Source organism: Vibrio sp. Isolate32, assembly GCF_022397955.1.
Classification (GTDB): Bacteria; Pseudomonadota; Gammaproteobacteria; order Enterobacterales; family Vibrionaceae; genus Vibrio.
This window is the reverse complement of sequence record NZ_JAKEUQ010000003.1, coordinates 77,936-104,509: the sequence shown is the minus strand read 5'-3', so window position 1 is coordinate 104,509 and position 26,574 is coordinate 77,936. Positions and strand designations below refer to the sequence as shown.

Sequence of the window (26,574 nt, the reverse complement as noted above, 5' to 3'; positions counted from 1 at the left end):
TTCTCCTTAGAAAAAACCGAAATAGATAGCAGCAAGTAAGCTATAGCGAGCAGCTTTGCCAATCGCAATCAAGATAACGCTAGGGATGAATTTCATTCTCAGCCAACCAGCAGCTAGACACAGAGGCTCACCGATAACGGGCAACCAACTGAATAGTAAAGTCCAGTAACCATAACGGCTTAGCCAAGCCATAGCCTTATGACCATGCTTTTCTGATTGAGTTCGATTAGGCAACCACAAACCAATCCAATAGTTGGTGAGGCCACCTAAGGTGTTACCGAGAGTCGCTATCAGAATGATCGACGATGTTGAAAATTGATCTAAGCTCAATGCCGCGACCAGGCTCGCTTCAGAGCCTCCGGGCAACAAGGTGGCACTCAAGAAGCCACTGATAAATAAGACCCATAGCGCTGAATCAGAGAACCACAGCGCTATGTTTTCGAAAAGAGAATTAAAGAACTCTAGCACTGCATATTAACCTTCTTGCATCTTAAGCAGTACCTTGCCTCTGGTGTGTCCGGTTTCTACCTGCAGATGAGCCGACTGTGCCTCTTCCAGCGGGTAAATACCTTGAACTTCTGTTTTTAGCAATCCAACACTCACCATATAAAGCATGGTATCCATTTGCTCTGGATTAGGTTCCACCAACATACCTGATGCTGTGAAACCTAAAAGTTTTGCCTTCTCACAGATTAACTCTGCTGATAGGGTCGGAACGGTAACCACTCTTGCGCCATCCTTCAGGCACTTCAACGCATCAAGCGCCGTATCGCCACCCACCAAATCAATCAGCACATCAACATCCGATACACGTTCAGACGCTGGAGCAAATTTATAGTTGATAGCATGGGCACCTAGCGTTGCTAGGTAATCAAGGTTTGCTTCACTACAAGTGGTGTAAACCTCAGCTTTGGCTGCAACGGCGATTTGAACGGCAATGTGACCAACACCACCCGCACCCGCTAAAATGAGTACGCGATCGCCCTCTTTCACTTCCGCTTTATTGAGCGCTTGTGCCGCCGTTTGACTCGCTAGAGGGAGAGCCGCTGCCGCTTCTAACGTTACAGAGTTAGGAATGATGCTCAGCGCAGTTTCAGGTACACACACATATTGGCTGTAGCCACCACCTTGCAATGGGAAGCCGATAAAGCCCGCCACATTATCACCAACAGTAAAACGCTCAGCCTGTTCGCCTAACGTAACCACTTGCCCCGCGATATCATAGCCTGGTACCCAAGGTAAGTTATCTTTGTTTTGTGCAGCCGCCCAACCTAGCCCTGCACGGGTTTTAACATCTATCGGATTGACGCCGGAAAAAGAGACCTTAACCACTACTTCGCCAGCTTTAGGCTCTGGTATTGAACTGGTTTGAAGTACAAGGTTTTCTACCCCACCAAACTCGGTAATCGCTATCTGTCTATTTCCCATTTAAACACGTCCCTAATTAGTTAAAACCTAACGAATAAAAGAAAGGGATGCACAAGCATCCCTTCGACTATAAACCATTTAATAAGGCTAAGTTAACCGCTCATTCGTAAATTGACGACCAATTAACGTAACGATACATGACCTAGCTATCCATTAGCCGACTAGCGCTAATAGAATACCAGCCGCAACCGCACTACCTAGTACACCTGCTACGTTCGGCCCCATTGCGTGCATCAACAAGAAGTTCTGAGGGTTCGCCTCAAGACCAACCTTGTTCACAACACGAGCCGCCATTGGAACCGCTGATACACCAGCAGCACCAATCAGTGGGTTGATGTCCTCCTTCGAGAAACGGTTTAACAGCTTCGCCATCAACACACCACCCGCAGTACCGATACTGAATGCTACCGCACCTAAGCCTAGAATACCTAGCGTCTCTAAGTTCAAGAAGGTATCCGCTTGAAGCTTAGAACCAACACCGAGACCAAGGAAAATAGTCACAACGTTAATCAGTTCGTTTTGCGCTGTTTTCGATAGGCGATCAACCACACCCGCTTCACGCATCAAGTTACCCAGACAGAACATACCCACTAGAGGTGTTGCTGAAGGTAGGAACAAAATCGTCATCAGTAGAACAGCAAGCGGGAAAAGAATTTTCTCTGCTTTGCTAACATGACGAAGTTGAGCCATCTTAATTTTGCGCTCTTCTGGAGACGTTAACGCCTTCATGATTGGCGGCTGAATAATAGGAACTAAAGCCATGTAGCTGTATGCAGCTACGGCAATCGCACCTAACAGATCAGGAGAGAGCTTACTCGCTAAGAAGATAGCCGTTGGACCATCTGCACCGCCAATGATTGCGATTGAAGAAGCATCTGCCATCGTAAATTCCATGCCTGGAATGTAGTTCAGCAAGATCGCACCAAATAGTGTTGCGAAAATACCGAACTGAGCAGCTGCACCTAACCACAAGGTTTTAGGGTTAGCGATCAATGCACCAAAGTCCGTCATCGCGCCCACGCCCATAAAGATCAGCAGTGGGAAAATGCCCGTTTCGATACCAATGTAGTAAACGTAGTACAGCAAACCACCGGGATCAGTAAACCCAGCATTTGGAATGTTTGCTAATACAGCACCAAAACCAATAGGTAGTAGCAGTAACGGTTCAAATCCTTTACGAATTGCCAAAAACAACAGTAAGCAACCAACCAACATCATACAAATCTGGCCGAACTCAAAGTTCGCAATCCCTGTTTCAGACCATAAGGTCATCAATCCTTCCATGGTACTCCCTTACGCTAAGCTAAGTAGTGGAGCGCCTACAGTAACTGCATCGCCTTCTTTAACATTCAATTCTTGAACGATACCACCACGAGCAGCACGAACTTCCGTTTCCATCTTCATCGCTTCTAGGATTAGCAGAACGTCGCCTTCAGCAACTTCAGCACCCGCCTGAACGTTCACTTTGAAGATGTTACCCGCCAATGGTGCTGGAACTGCTTCAGCGTCAGAAGCTGCTACCGGAGCAGCCTGAGCCGCTTGAGTAGGTTTTGCAGATGGTGCTACCGATGTCAGTTCACCTTGTGGGCCAACTTCAACATCATAAACCTGGCCATCAACCTTCACGCTGTAGCTTTCAATACCACCAGAAGCTTGTACAGGAACTGCTATAACTGGAGCCGCAGCTTCTAGCGTTGGTGCAGGTTCAAATGCTTCAGGGTTACGGCGGTTCTTGAGGAACTTAAGACCCACTTGTGGGAAGAGTGCGTAAGTCAGTACATCATCAACCGTATCTTCAGCTAGAGAGATTCCCTCGGATTTCGCTTTCTCTAACAGATCCGTCGTTAACGTATCCATTTCAGACTTAAGTAAATCTGCAGGACGACAAGTAATCGGCTCTGCACCATCGAGAACTTTCGCTTGCAGTTCAGCATCCACTTCAGCAGGGGCTTGACCGTATTCACCTTTCAGTAAACCAGCAGTCTCTTTCGTGATGCTCTTATAGCGTTCGCCCGTTAAGACGTTAATAACCGCTTGAGTACCGACAATCTGAGAAGTTGGTGTTACTAACGGAATGTACCCAAGCTCTTTACGTACGCGTGGGATCTCTTCTAGAACTTCATCCATACGATCGGCTGCGCCTTGCTCTTTAAGCTGGCCTTCCATGTTAGTTAACATGCCGCCAGGAACTTGAGCGATCAGGATGCGAGAATCGACGCCTTTTAGCTGACCTTCCCATTTCGCGTACTTCTTACGTATATCACGGAAGTAAGCTGCGATGGGTTCGATTTGGTCTAGTTTGAGATTCGTGTCGCGCTCTGTACCTTCTAACATCGCAACAACCGTTTCAGTTGGCGTATGGCCGTAAGTACAGCTCATTGAAGAGATAGCGGTGTCTAGAATGTCGATACCCGCTTCAACGGCTTTAACCGCTGTTGCAGTCGATAGACCTGTTGTCGCGTGACTATGCAGCGCTAGAGGAACGTCACACGATGCTTTGATACGTGTAATCAGCTCTTCCGCTTCATACGGCTTTAATAAGCCTGACATATCTTTGATACATAGTGAGTGACAACCTAGGTCCTCTAGACGCTTAGCCAAATCAACCCAAGTATCTGAGTTGTGGACCGGACTAGTTGTGTAAGACAACGTACCTTGAGCGTGGCCACCAACGTCGATCGTTGCTTTCACTGCTTTTTCAAAGTTACGTACGTCATTCATCGCATCAAAGATACGGAATACGTCCATGCCGTTTTTATGGGCACGTTCAACAAATTTTTCAACTACATCATCCGCGTAGTGACGGTAGCCCAATAGGTTTTGACCACGCAGTAGCATCTGCATTGGTGTGTTTGGCATCGCTTTTTTCAGCTCACGTAAACGCTCCCATGGATCCTCGCCAAGAAAACGGATACACGAATCAAACGTCGCGCCGCCCCAAGTCTCAAGTGACCAGTAACCGACTTTATCCAGTTCTGCCGCAATTGGCAGCATATCTTCGATACGCATACGAGTAGCAAATAGTGACTGGTGCGCGTCACGAAGTACCACATCTGTGATAGCTAGTGGTTTAGACATGCTCATAAACTCCTTTTTAATCCTTTAAATGCTACTTAGCAGTAGACGCACGGTATTGATGAACCGCGGCCGAAATTGCTGCCACTACCTGTGGACTAACAGCTGAAGGGTTTGATTGTGATTTTTGAATTTTTTTAGGTGCTGCGATCGGCTCTGGTACTTCTTCTGGTACCAGTTTTGACATCAACCGAACGAGGTAAACTAGAATAGTTAGGAAAATAAAGACAACGGACATCCCCGTTATCATTAGAGTCGCCGCATCTCCTAGCAGGCTTCCAATATTAGTCATGTTGCTTCCTTTCTTCGTCATCCTGACATGTGTACAGGATTTCAGCGAATAGTGATCCCGACCCTTGGATTATCTCGATTGGTAAAACTTTGTCAATTTTGTTTAAGGTTCTGTTACGGATAACGCACACATTAGGTTGATTATTCGCCTGCCAGATCACATAAATCTGTCAAACATGTAATTTTTAGAGAATTAAACTGTGACTTAAACGGGGCTTTTCTAAGAAATGATATGAAAAAGGTGGAATAACAAGGAAGTACTCGATAACCACTTAAAATACAACAAGTTAAATGTTAAGTAATTTTAACACTTGATCAACATTTATGCATCGGACATAAAAAAAGCCTCGTAAAAACGAGGCTTTTTTTAATAATGTGGCGCGCTCTGGAGGATTCGAACCTCCGACCGCCTGGTTCGTAGCCAGGTACTCTATCCAGCTGAGCTAAGAGCGCACGGTTTTCGATATCAGTATTCCCAATATCAGGAGTTCACAAGGAAACCCTAAAGAGTGGCGCGTCCTGGAGGATTCGAACCTCCGACCGCCTGGTTCGTAGCCAGGTACTCTATCCAGCTGAGCTAAGGACGCACGGTTTTCGATATCAGTATTCCCAATATCAGGAGTTCACAAGGAAACCCTAAAGAGTGGCGCGTCCTGGAGGATTCGAACCTCCGACCGCCTGGTTCGTAGCCAGGTACTCTATCCAGCTGAGCTAAGGACGCGCAGTTTTCGATATTGGTATTCGCAACATCAGGAGTTCACAATGGAAACCCTAAATAGTGGCGCGCTCTGGAGGATTCGAACCTCCGACCGCCTGGTTCGTAGCCAGGTACTCTATCCAGCTGAGCTAAGAGCGCACGGGTTTTAGTATCAACTTAGTCAATACAAGGATCAATAGAACCTTAAATAGTGGCGCGTCCTGGAGGATTCGAACCTCCGACCGCCTGGTTCGTAGCCAGGTACTCTATCCAGCTGAGCTAAGGACGCACGGTTTTGATATTAATTCTCGACGAACGATTAATCAACATCAGGATTCACATTCTTATTAGAACTAAACCCAAAATAGTGGCGCGCTCTGGAGGATTCGAACCTCCGACCGCCTGGTTCGTAGCCAGGTACTCTATCCAGCTGAGCTAAGAGCGCACGGTTTTAGTATCAACTTATAGCCAATACAAGGATTTTCATTCTCATGAGAAGAAACCCTTAAATAGTGGCGCGTCCTGGAGGATTCGAACCTCCGACCGCCTGGTTCGTAGCCAGGTACTCTATCCAGCTGAGCTAAGGACGCACGGTGTTCATTCATTAAGAATGAAGTTGTGAAATATATCACATTCTTCTTGCTACGAAGAAAAAAAAAGGCCATCGGCCTGTAATGAATGGCGGTGAGGGAGGGATTCGAACCCTCGATGCAGCTACAAACCACATACTCCCTTAGCAGGGGAGCGCCTTCGGCCACTCGGCCACCTCACCTAATTCATTATTCTAAAATCACTTACAAGTAAGAGAAGAGAGAATGGCGCGTCCTGGAGGATTCGAACCTCCGACCGCCTGGTTCGTAGCCAGGTACTCTATCCAGCTGAGCTAAGGACGCACATTTACATTGCCTAAGTTGCTAACTTTAGACTCGCAAGAAATGGCGGTGAGGGAGGGATTCGAACCCTCGATGCAGCTACAAACCACATACTCCCTTAGCAGGGGAGCGCCTTCGGCCTCTCGGCCACCTCACCGTCTTGCGGAGGCACATATTACGTTTTACCGAAAATATGTCAAACACTTTATTGAAAAAAATGGGACAAAAACACTCAACCGTTTGCTATTTAATCAAAGCGCCTGCAATTTGAACTTATAACATCAAAAGCGCGCTTTTTCCCTTAAAAATTAAGGCGAAAGATTGGCAATAATAAACCGCTAAAAACAATTATCTAATTTCTTCAGCAGCAAGTGCTACCGCTGGATGAACAATACTACGGGATGCGTATTTGCGCTATAGGGGAAGCCAATAAATCTTGAAGTGTGGCAGATAAATATCGCTACGAGCTTGATCATGCAAAAACTCAGATAACACTCCGCTTACTGGAGTATTCACTCAATGGAATCAAAACAAACGCACTATCCGATGAATCAATACCCCAACATCGATTTCTCATAATCCAAGATCAAAAAAGGCTAGCAATAATGCTAGCCTCTTCTCTACGCAAAGTATTAGTAGTTGCCAGTTGCAACGTTACCATTACCTTTTTCAGCTTGAATGCGCATGTAGATCTCTTCACGGTGAACAGATACTTCTTTAGGTGCGTTAACACCGATACGTACTTGGTTACCTTTAACGCCTAGTACAGTAACTGTTACTTCATCACCAATCATCAGTGTTTCGCCAACGCGGCGAGTCAAAATTAGCATTCTTTGCTCCTTGAGTAATCTCTAAATTTATCTAGCTACGAGAGCATTATCCAACAAAAGTTATATTTTCGTAAACTATCGATTGAGTTTATTTAACCAAAATGCACTTCTTTTTTAGGGTAACCCTGTGCTTCACGCGCTACGATGTATGCATTATGTAATATGTTAGCAGCCATATCGACTTGCGTTGGTGATACCACCAAGGTTAAAGACTGCTGCTGCAATAAGTGATGCTGTACACCAATTTCGCCTTCAGACAACAATCCATGTGAACTGACCACAATTTCTTGTGTTCGGCTTCCTACCACAGTTAACAAACTAACCCGTTCACTATTACGGATTTTCTCATCAAAAACTAGTTTTAATTTGGCACTTATGTCTTGTTTGATAATGAGTGCTGCCCGATCTGTTTCCTCGATCACACTACAGACTTCAATTCCTAACAGTTGGCAATGCGATAAGAAAGAATCGAGGTCCTCATTCAAACACTCAATACGCACCATATCTCTTTGTATAGCCAGGCCTGAAATATCATTCAAACACTGGTCGCCTGCAATCAGTGTGCCCTCACCTTGTTCAAAGCTTGAAAGTACGCGCAATGGCACATTGTGTTGCCAAGCATACTGAACGCAAGGAAGGTGTAACACCTTAGCGCCACGTCGAGCCATCTCTTCCATCGATGGAAAGTCTAAGGTATCTAACTTCTTCGAATGTTTAACAACGCGAGGGTCACACGAGTATACGCCATCGACATCAGTATAGATCTGGCACTCTTTAGCTTGAAGGGCGCCAGCTAACGCAACCGCTGTGGTATCGGAACCACCACGGCCTAATGTCGTAATGTCGCCTTTAGCGTTCATACCTTGAAAGCCGGCCACAATCACAATCTGATTGTCGTCTAGCAAGGCTTGAATAGGAGTAGTATCAATACGCTCGATCGTCGCATTGTTATGATTCGAATCGGTGTGAATCCCAGCTTGATAGCCCGTCATCGATGTCGCTTCATAACCTAACTTGTGCAGCGTCATCGCCAACAGTGCCATGGAAACTTGTTCTCCAGCCGTTAACAACACATCCAATTCTCTAGCATTTGGTACGCTATCGATTTGAGTGGCTAAGTTAACCAACCGATTCGTTTCACCTGACATAGCAGAGACCACAACCACAACCTGATTGCCTTCATTTTTCGCTTCAATGATTTTCTCTGCTACATGTTGGATTCTTTCTATTGAACCCACCGACGTTCCGCCAAACTTCTGCACGATAAGAGGCATTTTCACCCGTCCTCACCTTCCCAAGACCAATGTCTATATATGACAAAAAAACACACGCTCCGCGTCATGGCGAAGCAATAAAAAATTAACCAAGAAGTGTAACGCTGACATTAAACTTCTTGGTTAATCTCAATCAAACCTGGTTGAGACACTCTTCCAATAGGCAAAATAAAAGATGCCCAATCAACTGATTGGGCATCTTTGTGTCAATTATTTAAGCTTAAAGACGCTCTTCTAGCCAAGTACGAACAGATTTAAGCGCTTCAGGTAGTGCTTCAACGTCAGTACCGCCCGCTTGAGCCATATCTGGACGACCGCCACCTTTACCGCCAACTTGCTCAGCAACCATCTTAACTAGGTCACCGGCTTTTACTTTGCCGATAAGGTCTTTAGTTACACCTGCAATCAAGCCAACTTTACCGTCTGCTACGTTAGCGATCAGGATGATGCCGCTACCCACTTGGTTTTTAGCGTTATCAACCATAGTACGTAGGTTCTTGTTGTCTGCACCTTCAATGGCAGCAACCAGTACCTTAGTACCAGAGATTTCTTCTACTTTGCCCATGATGTTTGCGCTTTCTGCTGCAGCCATCTTTTCTTTAAGCAGTTGGATTTCTTTCTCTAAAGATTTTGCTTTCTTAGCTGACTCAGCCAGTTTCTCTTCGTAAGCGTTAGCTTGAGCTTCTACTGCATCTAGTGCAGCTTCACCCGTTACCGCTTCAATACGACGAATACCCGCAGCGATACCACCTTCAGAAGTGATCTTGAACAGGCCGATGTCACCAGTGTTGCTTGCGTGGATACCACCACAAAGCTCAGTAGAGAAATCGCCCATAGATAGAACGCGCACTTCATCATCGTACTTCTCGCCAAACAGTGCCATTGCACCTTTTTCTTTCGCTGACTCGATATCCATGATGTTGGTTTCAATCACGTGGTTCTTACGAACTTGTGCGTTAACCAAACGCTCTACTTCTTTAATCTGTGCAGGTGTTACCGCTTCAAGGTTAGAAAAGTCAAAACGTAGGTTGTCTGGCTTAACTAAAGAACCTTTCTGAGCAACGTGCTCACCTAGAACTTCGCGCAATGCAGAGTGAAGTAAGTGAGTTGCAGAGTGGTTTAGTGAGATAGCAGCACGACGCTCAGCGTCAACCGTTGCTTCTACTTTATCGCCCTTAGCAAATACACCTTCAACTAGCTCACCGTGGTGCGCAAATGCGTTACCTAGCTTCTGAGTATCTTGTACTTTGAAAAGACCCGACGCTGTTTTTAGTGTACCAGCATCACCACATTGGCCGCCTGACTCAGCGTAGAATGGTGTCTCTTCAAGGATGATGATTGCTTTGTCGCCAGCCGATAGTGAAGATACTTCTTCGCCGTCAACAAATAACGCAGAGATTTCACCAGCACCTTCTGTACCTGTGTAACCACAGAACTCAGTGTTGGTGTCTACTTTGATCGTCGCGTTGTAATCAGTGCCGAATTGGCCAGCTTCACGTGCACGCTTGCGCTGTGCTTCCATCGCCTTCTCAAAGCCTTCTTCATCGATAGTAAAGTCGCGTTCACGAGCTACATCGTTAGTCAGGTCAGCTGGGAAGCCGTATGTGTCGTAAAGTTTGAAAACTGTTTCGCCGTCAAGCTCTTTGCCTTCAAGTGCATCTAGTGCATCATTAAGAATAACCATGCCGCGCTCTAGAGTACGACCGAAGTTCTCTTCTTCAATGCGAAGTACTTTTTCAACAAGCTCTTGCTGTTTCTTAAGTTCATCTGCCGCAGAGCCCATCACTTCAGCCAGTACACCCACAAGTTTGTGGAAGAACACGCCTTGTGCGCCAAGCTTGTTACCGTGACGAACTGCACGACGAATAATACGACGTAGAACGTAGCCACGACCTTCGTTTGAAGGCATAACACCGTCAGCGATTAAGAATGAACAAGAACGGATGTGGTCAGCAATAACGCGTAGTGATTGGTTAGATAGATCGTCATGACCCACAACTTCCGCTGTCGCTTTGATTAGCTTTTGGAACACATCAATTTCGTAGTTAGAGTGAACGCCCTGCATGATTGCAGAAATACGCTCAATACCCATACCTGTATCTACAGCAGGCTTAGGTAGCGGTTCCATTGTGCCGTCAGCGTGACGGTTGAACTGCATGAATACGTTGTTCCAGATCTCGATGAAACGGTCACCATCTTCTTCAGGTGTACCAGGACGGCCGCCCCAGATGTGCTCACCGTGATCGTAGAAGATTTCAGTACATGGACCACAAGGACCTGTGTCACCCATCGTCCAGAAGTTATCAGACTCGAACTGTTTACCGCCTTCTTTGTCGCCAATGCGAACGATACGGTCAGCAGGAACACCTACTTTTTTGTTCCAGATATCGAATGCTTCGTCATCTGTCTCGTATACTGTTACCAGCAGACGGTCTTTTGGCAGTTGCAGAGTCTCAGTCAGGAATTCCCAAGCAAAACCAATCGCTTCTTCTTTGAAGTAGTCGCCAAAGCTGAAGTTGCCTAGCATTTCGAAGAACGTGTGGTGACGAGCCGTGAAACCTACGTTTTCAAGGTCATTGTGTTTACCACCCGCACGTACACAACGCTGAGCCGTAGTTGCTCGAGTGTAGGCACGCTTTTCAGCGCCTAAGAAGCAATCTTTGAATTGGTTCATACCTGCGTTAGTAAATAGCAGGGTTGGATCGTTATGTGGAACTAACGATGAACTGTCTACGATTTGGTGTTCTTTGCTCTCAAAGAACTTAAGGAACGCGTTGCGAACCTCATCAGTGCTCATGTACATGCAGCTCTTCCTGAAAATAGTCGAGTTAGAATTTTGCCGTATTGTAGATCATGGTTAAGGCTTCGACTAGTTTTCTTGTAGAAAAGACACCCTTGGGCAGGATTTTAGTGGGAATTCGATAAAATGAAGAATATTCCACTATATCTAGCTGTGGAAAAGCAGAACTAAATTGACGACCTAGTACCGAAGAAACTCAGTCAACGAAAGAGAGTTGACCAAATACATGCTCGACGGAACTGCTCCAATAAAAAAGCCCCGCATAAAGTATGCGAGGCTTTGAGTTCTTTCAAAGTGGATGCTTCTTTCAAACATCTACTCTATAAAACGTTAGCTTATAGCTCTTCGTTTTCTTCTTCTTTCTCTACGTCTTTCTCTTCAAGAACAGCAGGAGTCAGTAGTAACTCACGAAGTTTAGTGTCGATCTCAAGAGCAACTTCTGGGTTTTCACGTAGGTATTTACCAGCGTTAGCTTTACCTTGACCGATCTTGTCGCCCTTGTAGCTGTACCAAGCGCCCGCTTTTTCTACAAGCTTGTTCTTAACGCCTAAATCGATAAGCTCACCTTCACGGTTGAAGCCTTTGCCGTATAGGATTTGAGTTTCAGCTTGTTTAAACGGTGCCGCAATCTTGTTCTTAACAACCTTGATACGCGTTTCGTTACCAACAACCTCATCACCATCTTTGATCGCACCAGTACGGCGGATATCAAGACGAACAGATGCGTAGAACTTAAGAGCGTTACCACCAGTTGTTGTTTCTGGGTTACCAAACATCACACCAATCTTCATACGGATTTGGTTGATGAAGATAGCCATACAGTTAGACTGCTTTAGGTTACCAGTTAGCTTACGCATCGCTTGAGAAAGCATACGAGCCTGAAGCCCCATGTGGCTATCGCCCATTTCGCCTTCGATTTCTGCTTTTGGTGTTAATGCTGCTACTGAGTCAATAACAAGTACATCGATTGCACCTGAACGAGCCAGTGCATCACAGATTTCTAGCGCTTGCTCACCAGTATCTGGTTGAGAAACAAGAAGCGCATCGATATCAACACCAAGCTTTTGAGCGTAGATAGGGTCTAGTGCGTGTTCCGCATCAACGAAAGCACACGTCTTGCCCACTTTCTGTGCTGCAGCAATAAGCTCAAGCGTTAGCGTTGTTTTACCTGATGATTCTGGACCGTAAACTTCTACGATACGTCCCATCGGTAGGCCACCAGCACCTAGTGCGATATCTAGAGATAGAGAACCTGTAGAAATAGTTTCTACGTCCATTGTGCGGTTATCACCAAGACGCATGATAGAACCTTTACCAAATTGCTTTTCAATCTGACCAAGGGCTGCGGCTAACGCTTTTTGTTTATTCTCGTCCATCTCTATCTCCACATAATCGGTTGTCTCAACAAGCGATCTAGAATCTATTTCTAACCCACATAGGGGTGACTAATTGGCTTTCATTATACTGTTGATTCATACAGTGTCTATACCTGTGTGAAAATAATTTGTACAAATGTTACTTACCTTCCATTGATAGGTAATCATAAATAACTTGCAGGGCATGGTGCGTGGCTTGTTGGCGTACTTGTGATCTGTCGCCTGTAAATACATGCGTTTCTACTTTATCCCAGCCATTTAGCGCTTTCCACGCGAAGCATACTGTACCAACAGGCTTCTCTTTTGTACCGCCGCCAGGACCTGCAATACCACTAATTGACACCGCGACGGTTCCATTCGAATGCTCTAGCGCACCTTTAGCCATTTCTATAACGACAGGATCACTGACCGCACCAAATTCCAATAAGGTTTCTAACTGTACGCCAATCATCTCTTGCTTTGCTTCATTGCTATAAGTGACAAAAGCGCGGTCAAACCAAGCAGAGCTGCCAGCGATATCCGTTACCGCACTTGCTACACCACCACCAGTACAAGACTCGGCAGTCACCAACACCTGATTGTGCTCTGCAAGCAACAGTCCGAGTTTTTCACTAAGATCTTGAGTCATCTGCATTGTCAGCTTCCCTTTATTTACCATTAGAACATTTGGATACGCATCTTTTCGCTTCAGCCGCTTTTCGCACGAAACGCTTTCACGTATCCTAAGCCGCAATAGAAATAAACGAAAGAAGTTAACTGTGAAAGCCGATCAAAAACATACTCCCATGATGCAGCAGTACCTAAAACTGAAGGCAGAAAACCCAGAAATTCTGCTGTTCTACCGCATGGGTGATTTCTACGAGCTTTTCTACGATGACGCAAAAAAAGCGTCTCAACTCCTCGATATTTCACTGACTAAACGTGGCTCTTCAAATGGTGAGCCAATCCCAATGGCTGGCGTCCCGTACCATGCCGTTGAGGGATATCTAGCTAAGTTAGTGCAACTCGGTGAATCCGTAGCAATTTGTGAACAGATTGGTAATCCAGCACTTTCAAAAGGCCCTGTCGAGCGTGCAGTTGTGCGTATCGTGACACCGGGTACCGTAACCGATGAAGCACTGCTTTCTGAACGCGTCGACAACTTAATCGCCGCTATTTACCACCACAACCACAAGTTTGGTTACGCGACGTTAGACATTACCTCTGGCCGATTCCAACTGTGTGAACCTGAAACCGAAGAAGCAATGGCAGCAGAGCTACAGAGAACCTCTCCGCGTGAGTTGTTGTTCCCTGAAGATTTCGAACCCGTTAAATTAATGGCAAGCCGCACAGGCAATCGTCGTCGTCCAGTATGGGAATTTGAATTAGATACCGCTAAGCAGCAGTTGAACCAACAGTTTGGCACTCGTGACCTTGTTGGTTTTGGCGTTGAAGGCGCGAAACTTGGCTTGTGTGCAGCCGGCTGCCTTATTCAATATGTAAAAGATACTCAACGTACTGCGCTTCCGCATATTCGTTCACTGACAATGGATAAGCAAGATCACTCAGTGATCCTTGATGCTGCGACTCGCCGCAATCTAGAGATCACGCAAAACCTTGGCGGTGGTACCGACAACACTCTTGCTGAAGTGCTGGATCACACAGCAACCGCTATGGGTAGTCGTATGCTTAAACGTTGGTTACATCAACCAATGCGTAATATCTCGGCTCTGGATCAACGCCTAGACGCGATTGGCGAAATGAAAGATTTGGCTCTATTTACTGAGCTGCAGCCAACACTGAAACAGATTGGTGATATTGAGCGCATCTTAGCTCGATTGGCACTTCGCTCTGCTCGCCCACGTGATATGGCGCGACTTCGTCAAGCGATGGAATACCTACCAGAACTTGCAGAAACGCTAACCCAGCTTAAGCATCCATACCTGACTCAACTTGCTCAGTATGCATCTCCTTTAGATGAAGTATCAGAGCTACTAGAGCGCGCCATCAAAGAAAACCCACCAGTGGTTATCCGCGACGGTGGTGTAATCGCTGAAGGCTACAATACCGAACTAGATGAATGGCGTAACCTAGCTGCTGGTGCAACCGAATTCCTTGATCAATTAGAGCAAGAAGAGCGTGAGCGCCATGGTATCGACACACTTAAAGTTGGCTACAACAACGTACACGGTTTCTTCATTCAAGTAAGCCGCGGGCAAAGTCACCTTGTGCCGCCACACTATGTACGTCGTCAAACACTAAAGAACGCTGAACGTTACATTATTCCTGAGCTAAAAGAGCACGAAGACAAAGTTCTAAACTCTAAGTCGAAAGCTCTGGCTATCGAGAAGCAACTATGGGAAGAGCTGTTTGATTTGCTACTGCCACATTTAGAGCGACTACAAAACATCGCCTCTTCTGTGTCTCAGCTTGATGTCTTACAGAACTTAGCCGAGCGTGCAGATACACTCGATTATTGTCGTCCAACCATGACGGAATCTGCTGACGTCCACATCCAAGCAGGCCGTCACCCTGTGGTTGAGCAAGTGATGGATGAACCATTCATTGCTAACCCAATTGACCTTAATGATAAGCGTAAAATGCTAATCATCACAGGTCCAAACATGGGTGGTAAATCGACTTACATGCGTCAGACGGCACTTATCGCGCTAATGGCACATATCGGTTGTTATGTTCCAGCAGAAAGTGCAACCATTGGCTCTATCGACCGTATCTTTACTCGTATTGGCGCATCAGATGATCTAGCGTCTGGTCGTTCAACTTTCATGGTTGAGATGACAGAAACGGCTAATATCCTGCACAATGCAACGCCAAACAGTCTGGTGCTGATGGATGAAATCGGTCGTGGTACCAGTACTTACGATGGTCTATCTCTAGCTTGGGCAAGTGCTGAGTGGCTAGCGAATCAAATTAATGCGATGACACTGTTTGCCACACACTACTTTGAGCTAACCGAACTACCAAACCAGATTCCAACACTGGCCAACGTTCACTTAGACGCAGTAGAGCACGGTGACAGCATCGCCTTTATGCACGCAGTTCAAGAAGGCGCAGCGAGTAAATCTTACGGCCTAGCGGTTGCAGGGTTGGCAGGCGTACCAAAAGCTGTGATCAAGAACGCTCGCGCTAAGCTGACACAACTTGAAGCATTGAGTATTGAATCTCCTATATCGAAGCCGAGCTCAGTTGATGTTGCGAACCAACTGAGCCTTATCCCTGAGCCAAGTGAAGTTGAACAAGCATTAACGAACGTGGATCCTGATGATTTAACGCCACGCCAAGCGCTGGAAGAGTTGTACCGCTTGAAGAGGCTGCTCTAATCAAAGGCAAGCATCTTTAAGCTCGATAAAAACAAAAACGCTGACATTAAGTCAGCGTTTTTTTGATTCGATATCAGTGGATATCGTTTAGTCGTTTTCAACGTTGAATAGGTTTTCCATGTTCAAACCTTGCTTGATAAGGATCTCACGTAGACGACGAAGGCCTTCTACTTGGATTTGACGAACGCGTTCACGAGTCAGGCTGATTTCACGACCAACTTCTTCTAGTGTTGACGGTTCATAGCCTAGTAGGCCAAATCGACGTGCAAGCACCTCTTTCTGCTTAGGATTCAGCTCGTCAAGCCAGAAGATCAGTGAGTTTTTGATATCGCTATCTTGAGTCGAAACCTCAGGATCTGAGTTGTTCACATCTGGAATAATGTCCAGTAGTGCTTTCTCACCATCACCACCAATTGGCGTATCTACCGAGCTCACTCTTTCGTTTAGACGAAGCATCTTACTTACGTCACCAACAGGTTTATCAAGCTTAGAAGCAATCTCTTCAGCTGTTGGTTCATGGTCAAGTTTCTGTGATAGTTCTCTTGCAGTACGCAGGTAGATGTTCAGCTCTTTCACAACATGAATTGGCAAACGGATAGTGCGAGTCTGATTCATCAAAGCACGCTCGATGGTCTGACGAATCCACCATGTTGCGTAGGTAGAAAAACGAAAGCCACGCTCTGGGTCAAACTTCTCTACCGCGCGAATCAAACCTAGGTTACCTTCTTCGATTAGATCAAGAAGTGCTAGACCACGGTTGCTGTAACGACGAGAAATTTTTACTACTAAACGCAGGTTACTTTCGATCATGCGTTTGCGTGCTGCTTCATCACCGCGTAGAGCTCGACGTGCGTAGAGCACCTCCTCTTCAGCGGTTAGTAGTGGTGAGAAACCGATTTCACCCAAGTAGAGTTGAGTGGCATCTAAACTTTTAGACGTAACTTCAACTTCTTCTTTCGCTTCGGCTTTCTTGGTAGCAGTTCGCTTCTCTTGTTCAAGTGTCTCCGATTCCGTGGTCACTTGAACAAGATCGAACTCTTCTTTGATTACTGCATTGCTTATACTCATAACGCCTCCCCCTGGCGAAATTAGCATGACATTACAACTTCATATGTCGCTAAATGACTATGTCACTTAATACAATACGTGATTAGTCCGTATTGTATTTAAGGTAAATATCGTTTTGGATTGACGGATTTACCTTGGTAACGAATCTCAAAGTGCAGCCTAACACTGCTGGCTCCGGAGCTTCCCATTGTTGCAATCTTCTGCCCTGGTTTCACACTTTGCCCTTCAGATACTAATAGTCGGTCGTTATGCGCGTATGCACTTAAGTAATTATCATTGTGCTTCACAATCACTAGATTGCCGTAGCCTCGTAATGCATTACCCGAATAAACAACCGTTCCCCCTGCAGTAGATACTATTGGCTGACCTCGCTGTCCTGCTATGTCTATGCCTTTATTTCCTTGTTCGCCTACAGAGAAATTCTTAATTACTCTCCCCTTTGTTGGCCATAACCACTTGGATACTTTATCACTTGTTGGCTTGGTGGACGGTGTAACATTCTGTTTACCTTTAGACCCAACATACTCCTTTGATTTGGATTGTTCAACCTTCTTTGGTGGATCTTTTTTCGCCACTTTGGCTGTAGTTTGAGCTGGCGCAGGTTTAGAGTTTTTGCTCTGCTGCGGGGTAGCTTTAGGTTTACTTGCCGTCGATGATGCTGTGGACGCGGCAACAGGAGCAGCGACTGCTGCGGCTACAACCGTTGATTTACCATAAGCTGGTGCGTTATAGCTAGGACGCCACAACTTAAGCTTCTGTCCCGGGTGGATGGTATAAGGGGCCGCAAGTTTGTTATAGCTAATCAGGTCTTGTACATCTTTATTGGTGACATACGCGATGAAATAAAGCGTATCGCCTTTTTTCACTTCGTAGTAACTGCCACGATAGCTACCGCGATCAATCGATGAGTAGTTTTTACCTAGGCTTGAAACTGGCGCAGGCGAATTCGCTGCACACCCAACAAGTGCACAGCTAAGCAGTAAGGAGCTTCCTTTTAACAACTTCGAACGCATCGACTCTCTATCCACCTACACCATAAGTCTTTTATTAAGCTAGCTTACCAGGAACCAGAGGTACAAATCGCACCATCTCGATGACACTCGATAAAAACTCATCACCATGACGCACGATCTTCAATAACTGTTGTTCATCATCACCAACCGGAATCAATAGACGACCGCCATCTTTCAGCTGTTGCAAAAGTGCTTGAGGAATAGACTCTGCAGCAGCGGTTACGATGATCGCATCAAAAGGCCCTTTAGAAGACCAACCTTGCCAGCCATCACCATGTTTGGTTGAAATATTATAAAAATCGAGCTGCTTTAGCCGACGCTTAGCGTCCCATTGTAGCGACTTTATCCTTTCAACCGAATAAACATGATCAACAAGTTGAGCTAAAACAGCAGTTTGGTAGCCAGAACCGGTTCCGATTTCCAAAACTCGGCTATCTTGTTGCAGCTCAAGTAACTCTGTCATTTTAGCAACAATATAAGGCTGTGAGATGGTCTGCCCTTGCCCGATAGGTAGTGCATTATTGTCATAAGCCTGATGATACATAGCCTGAGACAAAAAACTCTCTCTTGGCAGTTGGTAAATGGCATCCAGTACTTTTTGGTCTTGGATGCCATTTTCAATCAGAAAAGTAATTAAGCGTTCTGCTTGTGGGTTACTCACTTACTTCTCCCCTAACCATGTTGTCATAGCGCCTAAAGACTCATGTGCTGTCAGATCGACCTGCAATGGCGTTACCGACACAAAGCCATGTTCAATCGCATAGAAATCGGTACCTTCGCCCGCGTCTTGCTCTTTACCAGGAGGACCAAGCCAATAAATATCATGACCACGAGGGTCTTTTTGCTTAATCATATCTTCAGCATGATGACGTGCGCCGAGTCGCGTAACCTGAGTCCCTGATAGCTGTTCTAAAGAGAGATCCGGCACATTGACGTTTAACAGGCGGTTGGTTGGGATTGGTTTTGCTAAATGTTGCTCGACAATACGACGAGCAATCGCTGCCGCTGTCTTAAAATGTTTTTTACCAACCAGAGAAAATGCCACCGATTGAACTCCTAGGAAGTGCCCTTCCATTGCGGCTGCGACTGTACCTGAATACAACACGTCATCACCCAAGTTTGCACCATGGTTAATGCCCGTTAATACTAGATCCGGCATATCACCCTTTAGCAGTTCATTTAATGCGAAATGCACACAATCGGTCGGTGTTCCCTGTACCGAGTAGGTGTTTTCAGCAATCTCTTGAACACGTAAAGGCTGCTCTAAAGTTAATGAATTTGAAGCACCTGAACGATTACGGTCAGGTGCTACAATGATAACTTCAGCAAGATCACGTAGTTCATCTGCTAGCTCATGAATACCTTGAGCATGCACACCATCATCGTTGCTGAGTAAAATCTTCATTCTGTATCCTTTCTTCATATTCCAGTGCTAAGTGACTTAAATACCAATATTAAGTCACTTAGTGCCAAGCAGAATCATTACAGCTCGTAGCTTCTCTCTACGTGTACTTCTTCGACTAATTCACGAACGATAGCTGTTGCAAAGCAGCCAGCATCAAGAGAGAACTTCAGAGTGACGTTATCTTCACTCACCTCCCACGTTAGATCAGTAGGTTTCAGAGACGCTTCACGGCGGTCATGGCGCATACGGTTACCACGAATCAGAGCCATCAGATCCGGTTCAGCATCAAGGTGTTTCTGCTCTAAAGCTTGAGACTCATCAGTCGTTGGCAATGCGTTATCACCGGCCAAAGCAACCGTCACCAATGCAGTACCATTCGCGACATCTTGGCTTACAGCTTCAAGGTTATCAGCCGTCACCGTTAGTTGAGCGCCATCTTTGACCACGATATCGCCAACCAATACCGATGCAAACACATCTTGTTCAATACGGTCAGAAAGGATTAAGTTGTAAATCCATGAACGAGCAGCCGAAAGATACAAGCTACGTTTATTTTGATTACGAGTACGAACATTATCACGGCCCCAACGACGAGCTTCAGACAAGTTATTACCTTCGTTACCAAAACGCTGAGCACCAAAATAGTTTGGTACACCCACTTGAGCGACTTTTTCTAAACGCTTTACGACATCATCGCAGTCTGTTATTTCAGACAAGGTCAACTCGAATTGGTTGCCAACTAAATCACCCGGACGCAACTTTTTGTTGTGTCGCGCTGTCGCAAGAATTTCGATGCTTGGGTGCTGTGCTAAGAACGCTGAAAAGTTAGGCTCACCTTTAGGTAGGTGTACACTCAACCACTGCTCGGTCACTGCGTGACGGTCTTTCAAGCCAGCCCAGCTTACGTCTTTCGACTTAACGCCACAGGCTTTAGCCAACTCATTGGCTACGAAACTCGTGTTTTCACCAGTTTTACGAATGCGCACCATTAAGTGTTCGCCTTCCCCCGTAAACTCAAAACCCAAGTCTTCGATAACGACAAAGTGTTCAGCTTTCGCTTTTAGTTTTGCTTTCGCAGTTGGTTTACCGTTTAGATAAGCCAATGAAGATAAAATATCTGACATGCTGTTCTTTTCGTGTTGGTGCTTATGCACTTTTGGTAATTAGGACCACCGCTTCACATGCGATGCCCTCTTTGCGCCCCGTAAAGCCTAAACGCTCTGTTGTCGTTGCTTTTACGTTCACATTGCTGATGCTGGTTTCTAAATCTTGTGCAATAACTTGACACATAAAGTCTATGTGAGGCGCCATTTTAGGAGCTTGCGCCATGATAGTAATATCGGCATTGCCAATCACATAACCTTGCTTTTTTACTCGGCGGTAGACGTCTTTCAATAATTCACGGCTGTCTGCGCCTTTCCATTCATCGTCAGTATCAGGGAAATGACGACCAATATCACCTGCGGCGATCGCTCCTAACAGCGCGTCACACAAGGCATGAAGGGCAACATCACCGTCTGAGTGTGCGATAAGACCTTGTTCATAGGGGATACTCACACCACCGATAATTACCGGGCCTTCACCACCAAACTTATGTACATCAAAGCCATGGCCAATACGAATCATCATTATTCCTTATTCTGACTTAAATAGAACTCAGCGAGCGCTAAATCTTCAGGCTGAGTAATCTTAAAATTATCTGAACGCCCGGCGACTAAAGCGGGCGAGAAGCCTTTCCATTCAAAAGCAGAGGCTTCGTCGGTAATCGAAACGCCTTGTTGCAGCGCTTCGCTCAATACATTCCACAGAGGTTCAGCTCTGAACATTTGTGGTGTGAGGGCGTGCCATAAATCGGCTCGCTCGACAGTATGATCAATTTGCCCTTGAGCGCCTCGCTTCATCGTATCTCGCACAGGGGCTGCTAATATAGCCCCAACATCATGGCTCATCGCCGTCGAGATTAACTTGTCGATATCACTTCGCTGAACACAAGGCCTTGCTGCGTCATGCACCATCACCCAATGACCGAGCTGTTGCTTCTCGATATAATCTAAAGCAGAAAGAACTGAATTCGCTCTTTCACTTCCACCAGCAACTCGAATCACTTGTGGATCCTGGGTAAGGGGTAGCTCTGGGTAGTATGGGTCATCATTACTGATTGCGACGACAATTTGAGAGACTTGAGGGTGAGCTAGGAGCTTCTCAACGGTATGCTCTAAAATCGTTTTGCCATTGATCTCAAGATATTGCTTCGGACGGTCAGCCTTCATTCGGCTACCGACGCCCGCCGCAGGGACAACGGCAATCACGCTTTGAGGTTGAGTCAACATTAATGGGATTCCTCACCAATGATGCGATAAAACGTTTCGCCTTCTTTAACCATGCCAAGCTCATGACGTGCGCGTTCTTCTATCGCGTCTAAGCCTTGGCGTAGGTCGTCGATTTCCGCAAACATCTCAGCGTTTCGAACTTTTAATTTTTCGTTAACTTGCTGCTGAACTTGGATTTCATTGTTCACACCGTAGTAATCAGAGATACCATTTTTACCGAGCCACAGTGTGTGTTGTAGCCAGCCAAACACTATGAGCAGTACTAAAGCAAAAATTCGCATAACACCTTTCGCCGGTTGAAAAAGAAGGAACTAGAATAAGGCACATATATACCATAATGAGCTTATTGGTGCGAGATATGTGGTGTCAGGGAATCAATAAGCCGGGGAATTATTGTCGTTAGGAATCAGTGATGAGATTCCCGACTCTCTCCTCCGTCGGTCTCGGGAATGACGGAGGAGGAACGAGTGATACAAGCCACTGCAACGAAAGAGCCAAAGACAGAGCGTCTTTCCTTAGTCACGTGCTCCGTCATGCAAAATAAGAGATTCCCTGCTCCTTCCTTCGTCATTCTAGGGAATGATGAACTTTCGGTATCAAAAAGAAAGCTCTAGAACCTGGAGCCTCTTCCTGCCACTTTCTACAGATAAAAAAATGCCCCGCATTAGCGAGGCATTCAAAGCTTAGATTAACAATTCCTTTGGTTTAAAAACCAGAGAGATTATTGACCTTTTACTTCTTTAAGACCATTGAAAGGAGCTTTAGAACCTAGAGCTTCTTCGATACGGATTAGTTGGTTGTACTTAGCAACACGGTCAGAACGGCTCATAGAACCAGTCTTGATTTGACCTGCAGCAGTACCTACCGCTAGGTCAGCGATAGTTGCGTCTTCAGTTTCGCCAGAACGGTGAGAGATTACAGCTGTGTAACCTGCGTCTTTAGCCATCTTGATTGCAGCTAGAGTCTCTGTTAGAGAACCTATTTGGTTGAACTTGATAAGGATAGAGTTAGCTACGCCTTTCTCGATACCTTCAGCAAGAATCTTAGTGTTTGTAACGAATAGATCGTCACCAACGATTTGAAGTTTGTTGCCTAGAAGTTCAGTTTGGTGCTTGAAGCCATCCCAATCTGACTCGTCAAGACCGTCTTCGATAGAAACGATTGGGAAGTTGTTCGCTAGCTCAGCTAGGTAGTGGTTGAACTCTTCAGAAGTGAAAGTTTTACCTTCGCCCTTCATGTTGTAGATGCCAGCTTCTTTGTCGAAGAACTCAGATGCAGCACAGTCCATAGCAAGAGTAACGTCTTTACCTAGTTCGTAACCAGCAGCTGCAACAGCTTCTGCGATAACTTCTAGAGCTTCAGCGTTAGACTTAAGGTTAGGAGCGAAACCACCTTCGTCACCAACTGCAGTACTGTAGCCTTTAGACTTAAGAACTTTAGCTAGGTTGTGGAATACTTCAGCACCGATACGTAGACCTTCTTTAAGAGTCTTAGCACCAACTGGTTGGATCATGAACTCTTGGATGTCAACGTTGTTATCAGCGTGCTCACCACCGTTGATGATGTTCATCATTGGTAGAGGCATAGAGAACTGACCAGCAGTACCGTTTAGCTCAGCAATGTGCTCGTATAGAGGCATGCCTTTCGCAGCAGCAGCAGCTTTTGCGTTAGCTAGAGATACAGCTAGGATAGCGTTCGCGCCGAACTTAGACTTGTTATCAGTACCGTCTAGGTCAAGCATGATTTGGTCAACGTCAGCTTGAGCTTTAGCGTCTTTACCAACTAGAGCTTCAGCGATTGAGCCGTTTACAGCTTCAATAGCTTTAAGAACACCTTTACCTAGGAAACGTGATTTGTCGCCGTCACGTAGCTCAAGAGCTTCGCGAGAACCAGTAGATGCGCCAGATGGAGCAGCAGCCATACCTACGAAACCGCCTTCTAGGTGCACTTCAGCTTCTACAGTTGGGTTACCACGTGAATCGATGATTTCACGACCTAGAACTTTAACGATCTTAGACATTGAATGTTTCCTTCTCGTTGAATATATAAATGTCAAATTTAAAGGTAGCAGCACAACTTACGCAGCTACCTGTATTCCTTTTTACTTTTCTAACTCGCCGCGCTGGAACTCACCAGCCGCTTTAACGAAACCTGCAAACAATGGGTGACCATCGCGAGGTGTTGAAGTGAACTCTGGGTGGAATTGAGCAGCAACAAACCATGGGTGGTTCGGGTTCTCAATAACTTCAACCAGTTTCTTGTCCGCAGATAGCCCCGATACTTTTAGGCCCGCTTTTTCGATTTGTGGACGAAGATTGTTGTTCACTTCGTAACGGTGACGGTGACGTTCATGGATCGTCGCGCTACCGTATAATTCGTATGCTTTAGTCCCTTTCGCTAGGTGACAAAGCTGTGAACCAAGACGCATTGTGCCGCCTAGGTCAGATGATTCTGTACGCTCTTCAACTTTACCTTCGCCATCAGTCCATTCAGTGATAAGACCAACAACTGGGTACTTAGTTTCAGTACAGAATTCAGAAGAGTGTGCCCCTTCCATTTTCGCAACGTTACGAGCGTACTCGATAAGTGCTACTTGCATACCTAGACAGATACCTAAGTACGGTACTTTGTTTTCACGAGCGTATTGAGCAGCAAGAATCTTACCTTCAACACCACGATCACCAAAGCCACCAGGAACTAGGATTGCATCTAGGCCTTCTAAAACTTCTACGCCACGAGACTCAACGTCTTGTGAATCTACGTATTTAATATTGACACTTAGGCGATTTTTCAAGCCCGCGTGTTTTAACGCTTCATTTACTGATTTGTATGCGTCTGGTAGTTCAATGTACTTACCAACCATACCAATCGTCACTTCACCCGTTGGGTTAGCTTCTTCGTAAATTACTTGTTCCCATTCAGACAGATCTGCTTCTGGAGCTGTGATGCCGAAACGCTTACATACAAGTTCATCAGTGCCTTGAGCTTTAATCAGCTGAGGGATCTTGTAGATAGAGTCAACATCGCGCATAGAAATAACTGCATTTTCTTGCACATTACAGAACAGAGCAATTTTCTTACGCTCGTTCGAAGGAATGTTGCGGTCTGAACGACAAACTAGAATGTCTGGCTGAATACCAATAGACAGTAGCTCTTTTACAGAGTGTTGCGTTGGCTTAGTTTTCACTTCGCCCGCAGCTGCTAGGTATGGCACTAGAGTAAGGTGCATGAACATTGCGCGTTCACGGCCTAGTTCTACTGCTAGCTGACGAATCGCTTCCATGAATGGTAGAGATTCGATATCACCAACCGTACCACCAACTTCTACGATCGCGATATCGTGGCCAGCTGCGCCAGAAATAACACGCTCTTTAATAGAGTTAGTGATGTGTGGGATAACCTGAATTGTTGCACCTAGGTAATCACCGCGACGCTCTTTAGCGAGTACGTCTGAGTAAACACGACCTGCAGTGAAGTTGTTACGCTTAGTCATCTTGGTGCGAATGAATCGCTCATAGTGACCAAGGTCAAGGTCTGTTTCAGCGCCATCTTCCGTAACGAACACTTCACCATGCTGAGTCGGGCTCATAGTGCCTGGGTCAACGTTGATGTAAGGGTCAAGCTTCATCATAGTCACTTTAAGACCACGAGCTTCTAAAATAGCCGCAAGAGATGCTGCAGCAATACCTTTACCTAGAGAGGATACAACCCCGCCAGTAACAAAAATGTAATTTGTCGTCATGTTTAACCTGAAATTGGTTGAATGAGGGAAATGGACTACTTCTGGACGGGATGAAAATATACCAGAAGCCCCTTATCGCCACAACGTGAAATCTATCACACTGCTATTTTTTATTTTTTGCTTCAAATCAATTCATGATAAAAGCTTTGGTTATCTTTTCTCCGCCACCTTGACTTCATCCCAAATGGAATCAAGCTGTTGTAGTGAAAAATCGGTCAAATTTTTATCTTGCTGACGAACTTTTTGTTCCACCCCTTTAAAGCGACGTGAGAATTTCAGATTGGCTTTATTGAGAGCTGACTCTGGATTTTTACCCAAATGTCGCACCAAATTGACCGTCGCAAACAGCAAGTCACCCAACTCTTCTTCAACCAAATCTTCATTTGGCGTCACTTGAAGTGCTTCTTCCAGCACCTCATCAACTTCCTCTAAAACCTTATTCGCCACAGGGCCAATGGAGTCCCAATCAAAGCCATATTTCGCTACCTGCTTTTGAATCTTTGTAGCACGAGAAAGTGCAGGTAGAGAGTTTGGTATTGAGTCTAGAATACTTTCTTGAGTTTTGCCTGCTTGTGCTTTTTCTTTGGCTTTTTCAGCTTCCCAGTTGGCATTAATTTCTTCATCGCTCGCAAACTCGGTATCAGAGAACACATGCGGATGGCGGCGCGTTAGCTTCTCGTTAATGCCGTCGACCACATCAGAAAACTCGAAAAGCCCCTTTTCTTTTGCCAATTGACTGTAGAAAATCACCTGAAATAACAGATCACCCAACTCTTCTTGTAGATTTGGCCAATCTTTATTGTGAATCGCATCCACCACTTCGTACGTCTCTTCAATAGTATGCGGCACAATTGTTTCAAAATTTTGTTTTAAATCCCAAGGACAGCCACCTTCAGGATCGCGCAGCTTAGTCATAATCTGTTCAAGTTGTTCAATCGGGTGATTCATCATTTTCTTCCTATTCACTGTCTTTGATTTTTTAAATTTATAACGTCTTCTAAAACTAAAAAAGGTGAGCAGCCAAAACCACTCACCTTTGTTGATACTGTCTAA

22 protein-coding genes and 10 tRNA genes are annotated in these 26,574 nt (G+C 45.6%); 1 reads left to right on the top strand and 31 read right to left on the bottom strand.

The window, feature by feature from the left end:
• Positions 1-6: 6 nt before the first annotated feature.
• From L1D11_RS03100 to pncC, 20 genes are all read right to left on the bottom strand, one after another.
• Positions 7-468, bottom strand: coding sequence for a YqaA family protein (locus L1D11_RS03100; RefSeq protein ID WP_239831490.1), 462 nt, complete (start codon positions 466-468; stop codon positions 7-9).
• A gap of 6 nt (positions 469-474) precedes the next feature.
• Entirely contained in the window at positions 475-1,428 is a 954-nt protein-coding gene (locus L1D11_RS03095; RefSeq protein ID WP_239831489.1) for an NADP-dependent oxidoreductase, read from the bottom strand.
• A gap of 153 nt (positions 1,429-1,581) precedes the next feature.
• On the bottom strand, positions 1,582-2,712 hold the full coding sequence (locus tag L1D11_RS03090) for a sodium ion-translocating decarboxylase subunit beta (protein WP_239831488.1): 1,131 nt from the start codon (positions 2,710-2,712) through the stop codon (positions 1,582-1,584).
• Between the two features lie 9 nt (positions 2,713-2,721).
• Positions 2,722-4,506, bottom strand: a complete 1,785-nt coding sequence (oadA, locus tag L1D11_RS03085; protein WP_239831487.1) for a sodium-extruding oxaloacetate decarboxylase subunit alpha — start codon at positions 4,504-4,506, stop codon at positions 2,722-2,724.
• Positions 4,507-4,537: 31 nt separating this feature from the next.
• Positions 4,538-4,795: an oxaloacetate decarboxylase subunit gamma gene (locus L1D11_RS03080; protein ID WP_004741884.1), complete on the bottom strand. Its 258-nt coding sequence runs from the start codon at positions 4,793-4,795 to the stop codon at positions 4,538-4,540.
• Positions 4,796-5,170: 375 nt separating this feature from the next.
• Positions 5,171-5,247 (bottom strand) — tRNA-Arg (locus L1D11_RS03075).
• Between the two features lie 57 nt (positions 5,248-5,304).
• Positions 5,305-5,381, bottom strand: a tRNA-Arg gene (locus L1D11_RS03070).
• A 57-nt stretch (positions 5,382-5,438) separates the two neighbouring features.
• Positions 5,439-5,515 (bottom strand) — tRNA-Arg (locus L1D11_RS03065).
• A gap of 58 nt (positions 5,516-5,573) precedes the next feature.
• Positions 5,574-5,650: transfer RNA gene (locus tag L1D11_RS03060), tRNA-Arg, on the bottom strand.
• A gap of 53 nt (positions 5,651-5,703) precedes the next feature.
• A tRNA-Arg gene (locus L1D11_RS03055) sits at positions 5,704-5,780 on the bottom strand.
• Positions 5,781-5,859: 79 nt separating this feature from the next.
• Positions 5,860-5,936, bottom strand: a tRNA-Arg gene (locus tag L1D11_RS03050).
• Positions 5,937-6,004: 68 nt separating this feature from the next.
• Positions 6,005-6,081: transfer RNA gene (locus L1D11_RS03045), tRNA-Arg, on the bottom strand.
• Between the two features lie 89 nt (positions 6,082-6,170).
• Positions 6,171-6,263: transfer RNA gene (locus L1D11_RS03040), tRNA-Ser, on the bottom strand.
• A 44-nt stretch (positions 6,264-6,307) separates the two neighbouring features.
• A tRNA-Arg gene (locus L1D11_RS03035) sits at positions 6,308-6,384 on the bottom strand.
• 43 nt (positions 6,385-6,427) lie between these two features.
• Positions 6,428-6,520, bottom strand: a tRNA-Ser gene (locus tag L1D11_RS03030).
• A 475-nt stretch (positions 6,521-6,995) separates the two neighbouring features.
• Positions 6,996-7,193: a carbon storage regulator CsrA gene (csrA, locus tag L1D11_RS03025; protein ID WP_021712262.1), complete on the bottom strand. Its 198-nt coding sequence runs from the start codon at positions 7,191-7,193 to the stop codon at positions 6,996-6,998.
• Between the two features lie 92 nt (positions 7,194-7,285).
• Positions 7,286-8,467: an aspartate kinase gene (locus L1D11_RS03020; protein ID WP_239831507.1), complete on the bottom strand. Its 1,182-nt coding sequence runs from the start codon at positions 8,465-8,467 to the stop codon at positions 7,286-7,288.
• A gap of 220 nt (positions 8,468-8,687) precedes the next feature.
• Entirely contained in the window at positions 8,688-11,270 is a 2,583-nt protein-coding gene (alaS, locus tag L1D11_RS03015; RefSeq protein WP_239831486.1) for an alanine--tRNA ligase, read from the bottom strand.
• Positions 11,271-11,602: 332 nt separating this feature from the next.
• Entirely contained in the window at positions 11,603-12,643 is a 1,041-nt protein-coding gene (gene recA, locus L1D11_RS03010; protein WP_017056586.1) for a recombinase RecA, read from the bottom strand.
• A gap of 139 nt (positions 12,644-12,782) precedes the next feature.
• Positions 12,783-13,277, bottom strand: coding sequence for a nicotinamide-nucleotide amidase (pncC, locus tag L1D11_RS03005; protein WP_239831485.1), 495 nt, complete (start codon positions 13,275-13,277; stop codon positions 12,783-12,785).
• Positions 13,278-13,401: 124 nt separating this feature from the next.
• Here pncC and mutS point away from each other — a divergent pair, with 124 nt between their 5' ends.
• On the top strand, positions 13,402-15,963 hold the full coding sequence (mutS, locus tag L1D11_RS03000) for a DNA mismatch repair protein MutS (RefSeq protein ID WP_239831484.1): 2,562 nt from the start codon (positions 13,402-13,404) through the stop codon (positions 15,961-15,963).
• A gap of 87 nt (positions 15,964-16,050) precedes the next feature.
• On the opposite strand, the gene rpoS is transcribed toward mutS, so the two are convergent.
• From rpoS to mazG, 11 genes are all read right to left on the bottom strand, one after another.
• A complete protein-coding gene (rpoS, locus tag L1D11_RS02995) occupies positions 16,051-17,031 on the bottom strand; it encodes an RNA polymerase sigma factor RpoS (RefSeq protein ID WP_239831483.1) in 981 nt (326 codons plus the stop codon).
• Positions 17,032-17,129: 98 nt separating this feature from the next.
• The gene (nlpD, locus tag L1D11_RS02990) at positions 17,130-18,044 is read right to left on the bottom strand and encodes a murein hydrolase activator NlpD (RefSeq protein WP_239831482.1); all 915 of its coding nucleotides are present in this window, start codon (positions 18,042-18,044) and stop codon (positions 17,130-17,132) included.
• A gap of 34 nt (positions 18,045-18,078) precedes the next feature.
• A complete protein-coding gene (locus tag L1D11_RS02985; protein ID WP_239831481.1) occupies positions 18,079-18,705 on the bottom strand; it encodes a protein-L-isoaspartate(D-aspartate) O-methyltransferase in 627 nt (208 codons plus the stop codon).
• Complete coding sequence (gene surE / locus L1D11_RS02980) at positions 18,706-19,449, bottom strand: 5'/3'-nucleotidase SurE (protein ID WP_239831480.1); 744 nt, start codon at positions 19,447-19,449, stop codon at positions 18,706-18,708.
• A gap of 77 nt (positions 19,450-19,526) precedes the next feature.
• On the bottom strand, positions 19,527-20,573 hold the full coding sequence (gene truD / locus L1D11_RS02975) for a tRNA pseudouridine(13) synthase TruD (RefSeq protein ID WP_239831479.1): 1,047 nt from the start codon (positions 20,571-20,573) through the stop codon (positions 19,527-19,529).
• Between the two features lie 22 nt (positions 20,574-20,595).
• Positions 20,596-21,075, bottom strand: a complete 480-nt coding sequence (gene ispF / locus L1D11_RS02970; RefSeq protein ID WP_239831506.1) for a 2-C-methyl-D-erythritol 2,4-cyclodiphosphate synthase — start codon at positions 21,073-21,075, stop codon at positions 20,596-20,598.
• 2 nt (positions 21,076-21,077) lie between these two features.
• A complete protein-coding gene (gene ispD, locus L1D11_RS02965; RefSeq protein WP_239831478.1) occupies positions 21,078-21,779 on the bottom strand; it encodes a 2-C-methyl-D-erythritol 4-phosphate cytidylyltransferase in 702 nt (233 codons plus the stop codon).
• Positions 21,779-22,060 (bottom strand): cell division protein FtsB, encoded by a 282-nt coding sequence (ftsB, locus tag L1D11_RS02960; protein WP_004739050.1) that lies wholly within the window; start codon positions 22,058-22,060, stop codon positions 21,779-21,781. Before ftsB ends, ispD begins: the two co-directional genes overlap by 1 nt.
• Positions 22,061-22,500: 440 nt before the next feature.
• Positions 22,501-23,799 (bottom strand): phosphopyruvate hydratase, encoded by a 1,299-nt coding sequence (eno, locus tag L1D11_RS02955; RefSeq protein ID WP_239831477.1) that lies wholly within the window; start codon positions 23,797-23,799, stop codon positions 22,501-22,503.
• Positions 23,800-23,880: 81 nt separating this feature from the next.
• A complete protein-coding gene (locus L1D11_RS02950; protein ID WP_017629586.1) occupies positions 23,881-25,521 on the bottom strand; it encodes a CTP synthase in 1,641 nt (546 codons plus the stop codon).
• Between the two features lie 150 nt (positions 25,522-25,671).
• A complete protein-coding gene (gene mazG, locus L1D11_RS02945; RefSeq protein WP_239831476.1) occupies positions 25,672-26,469 on the bottom strand; it encodes a nucleoside triphosphate pyrophosphohydrolase in 798 nt (265 codons plus the stop codon).
• Positions 26,470-26,574: the final 105 nt, after the last annotated feature.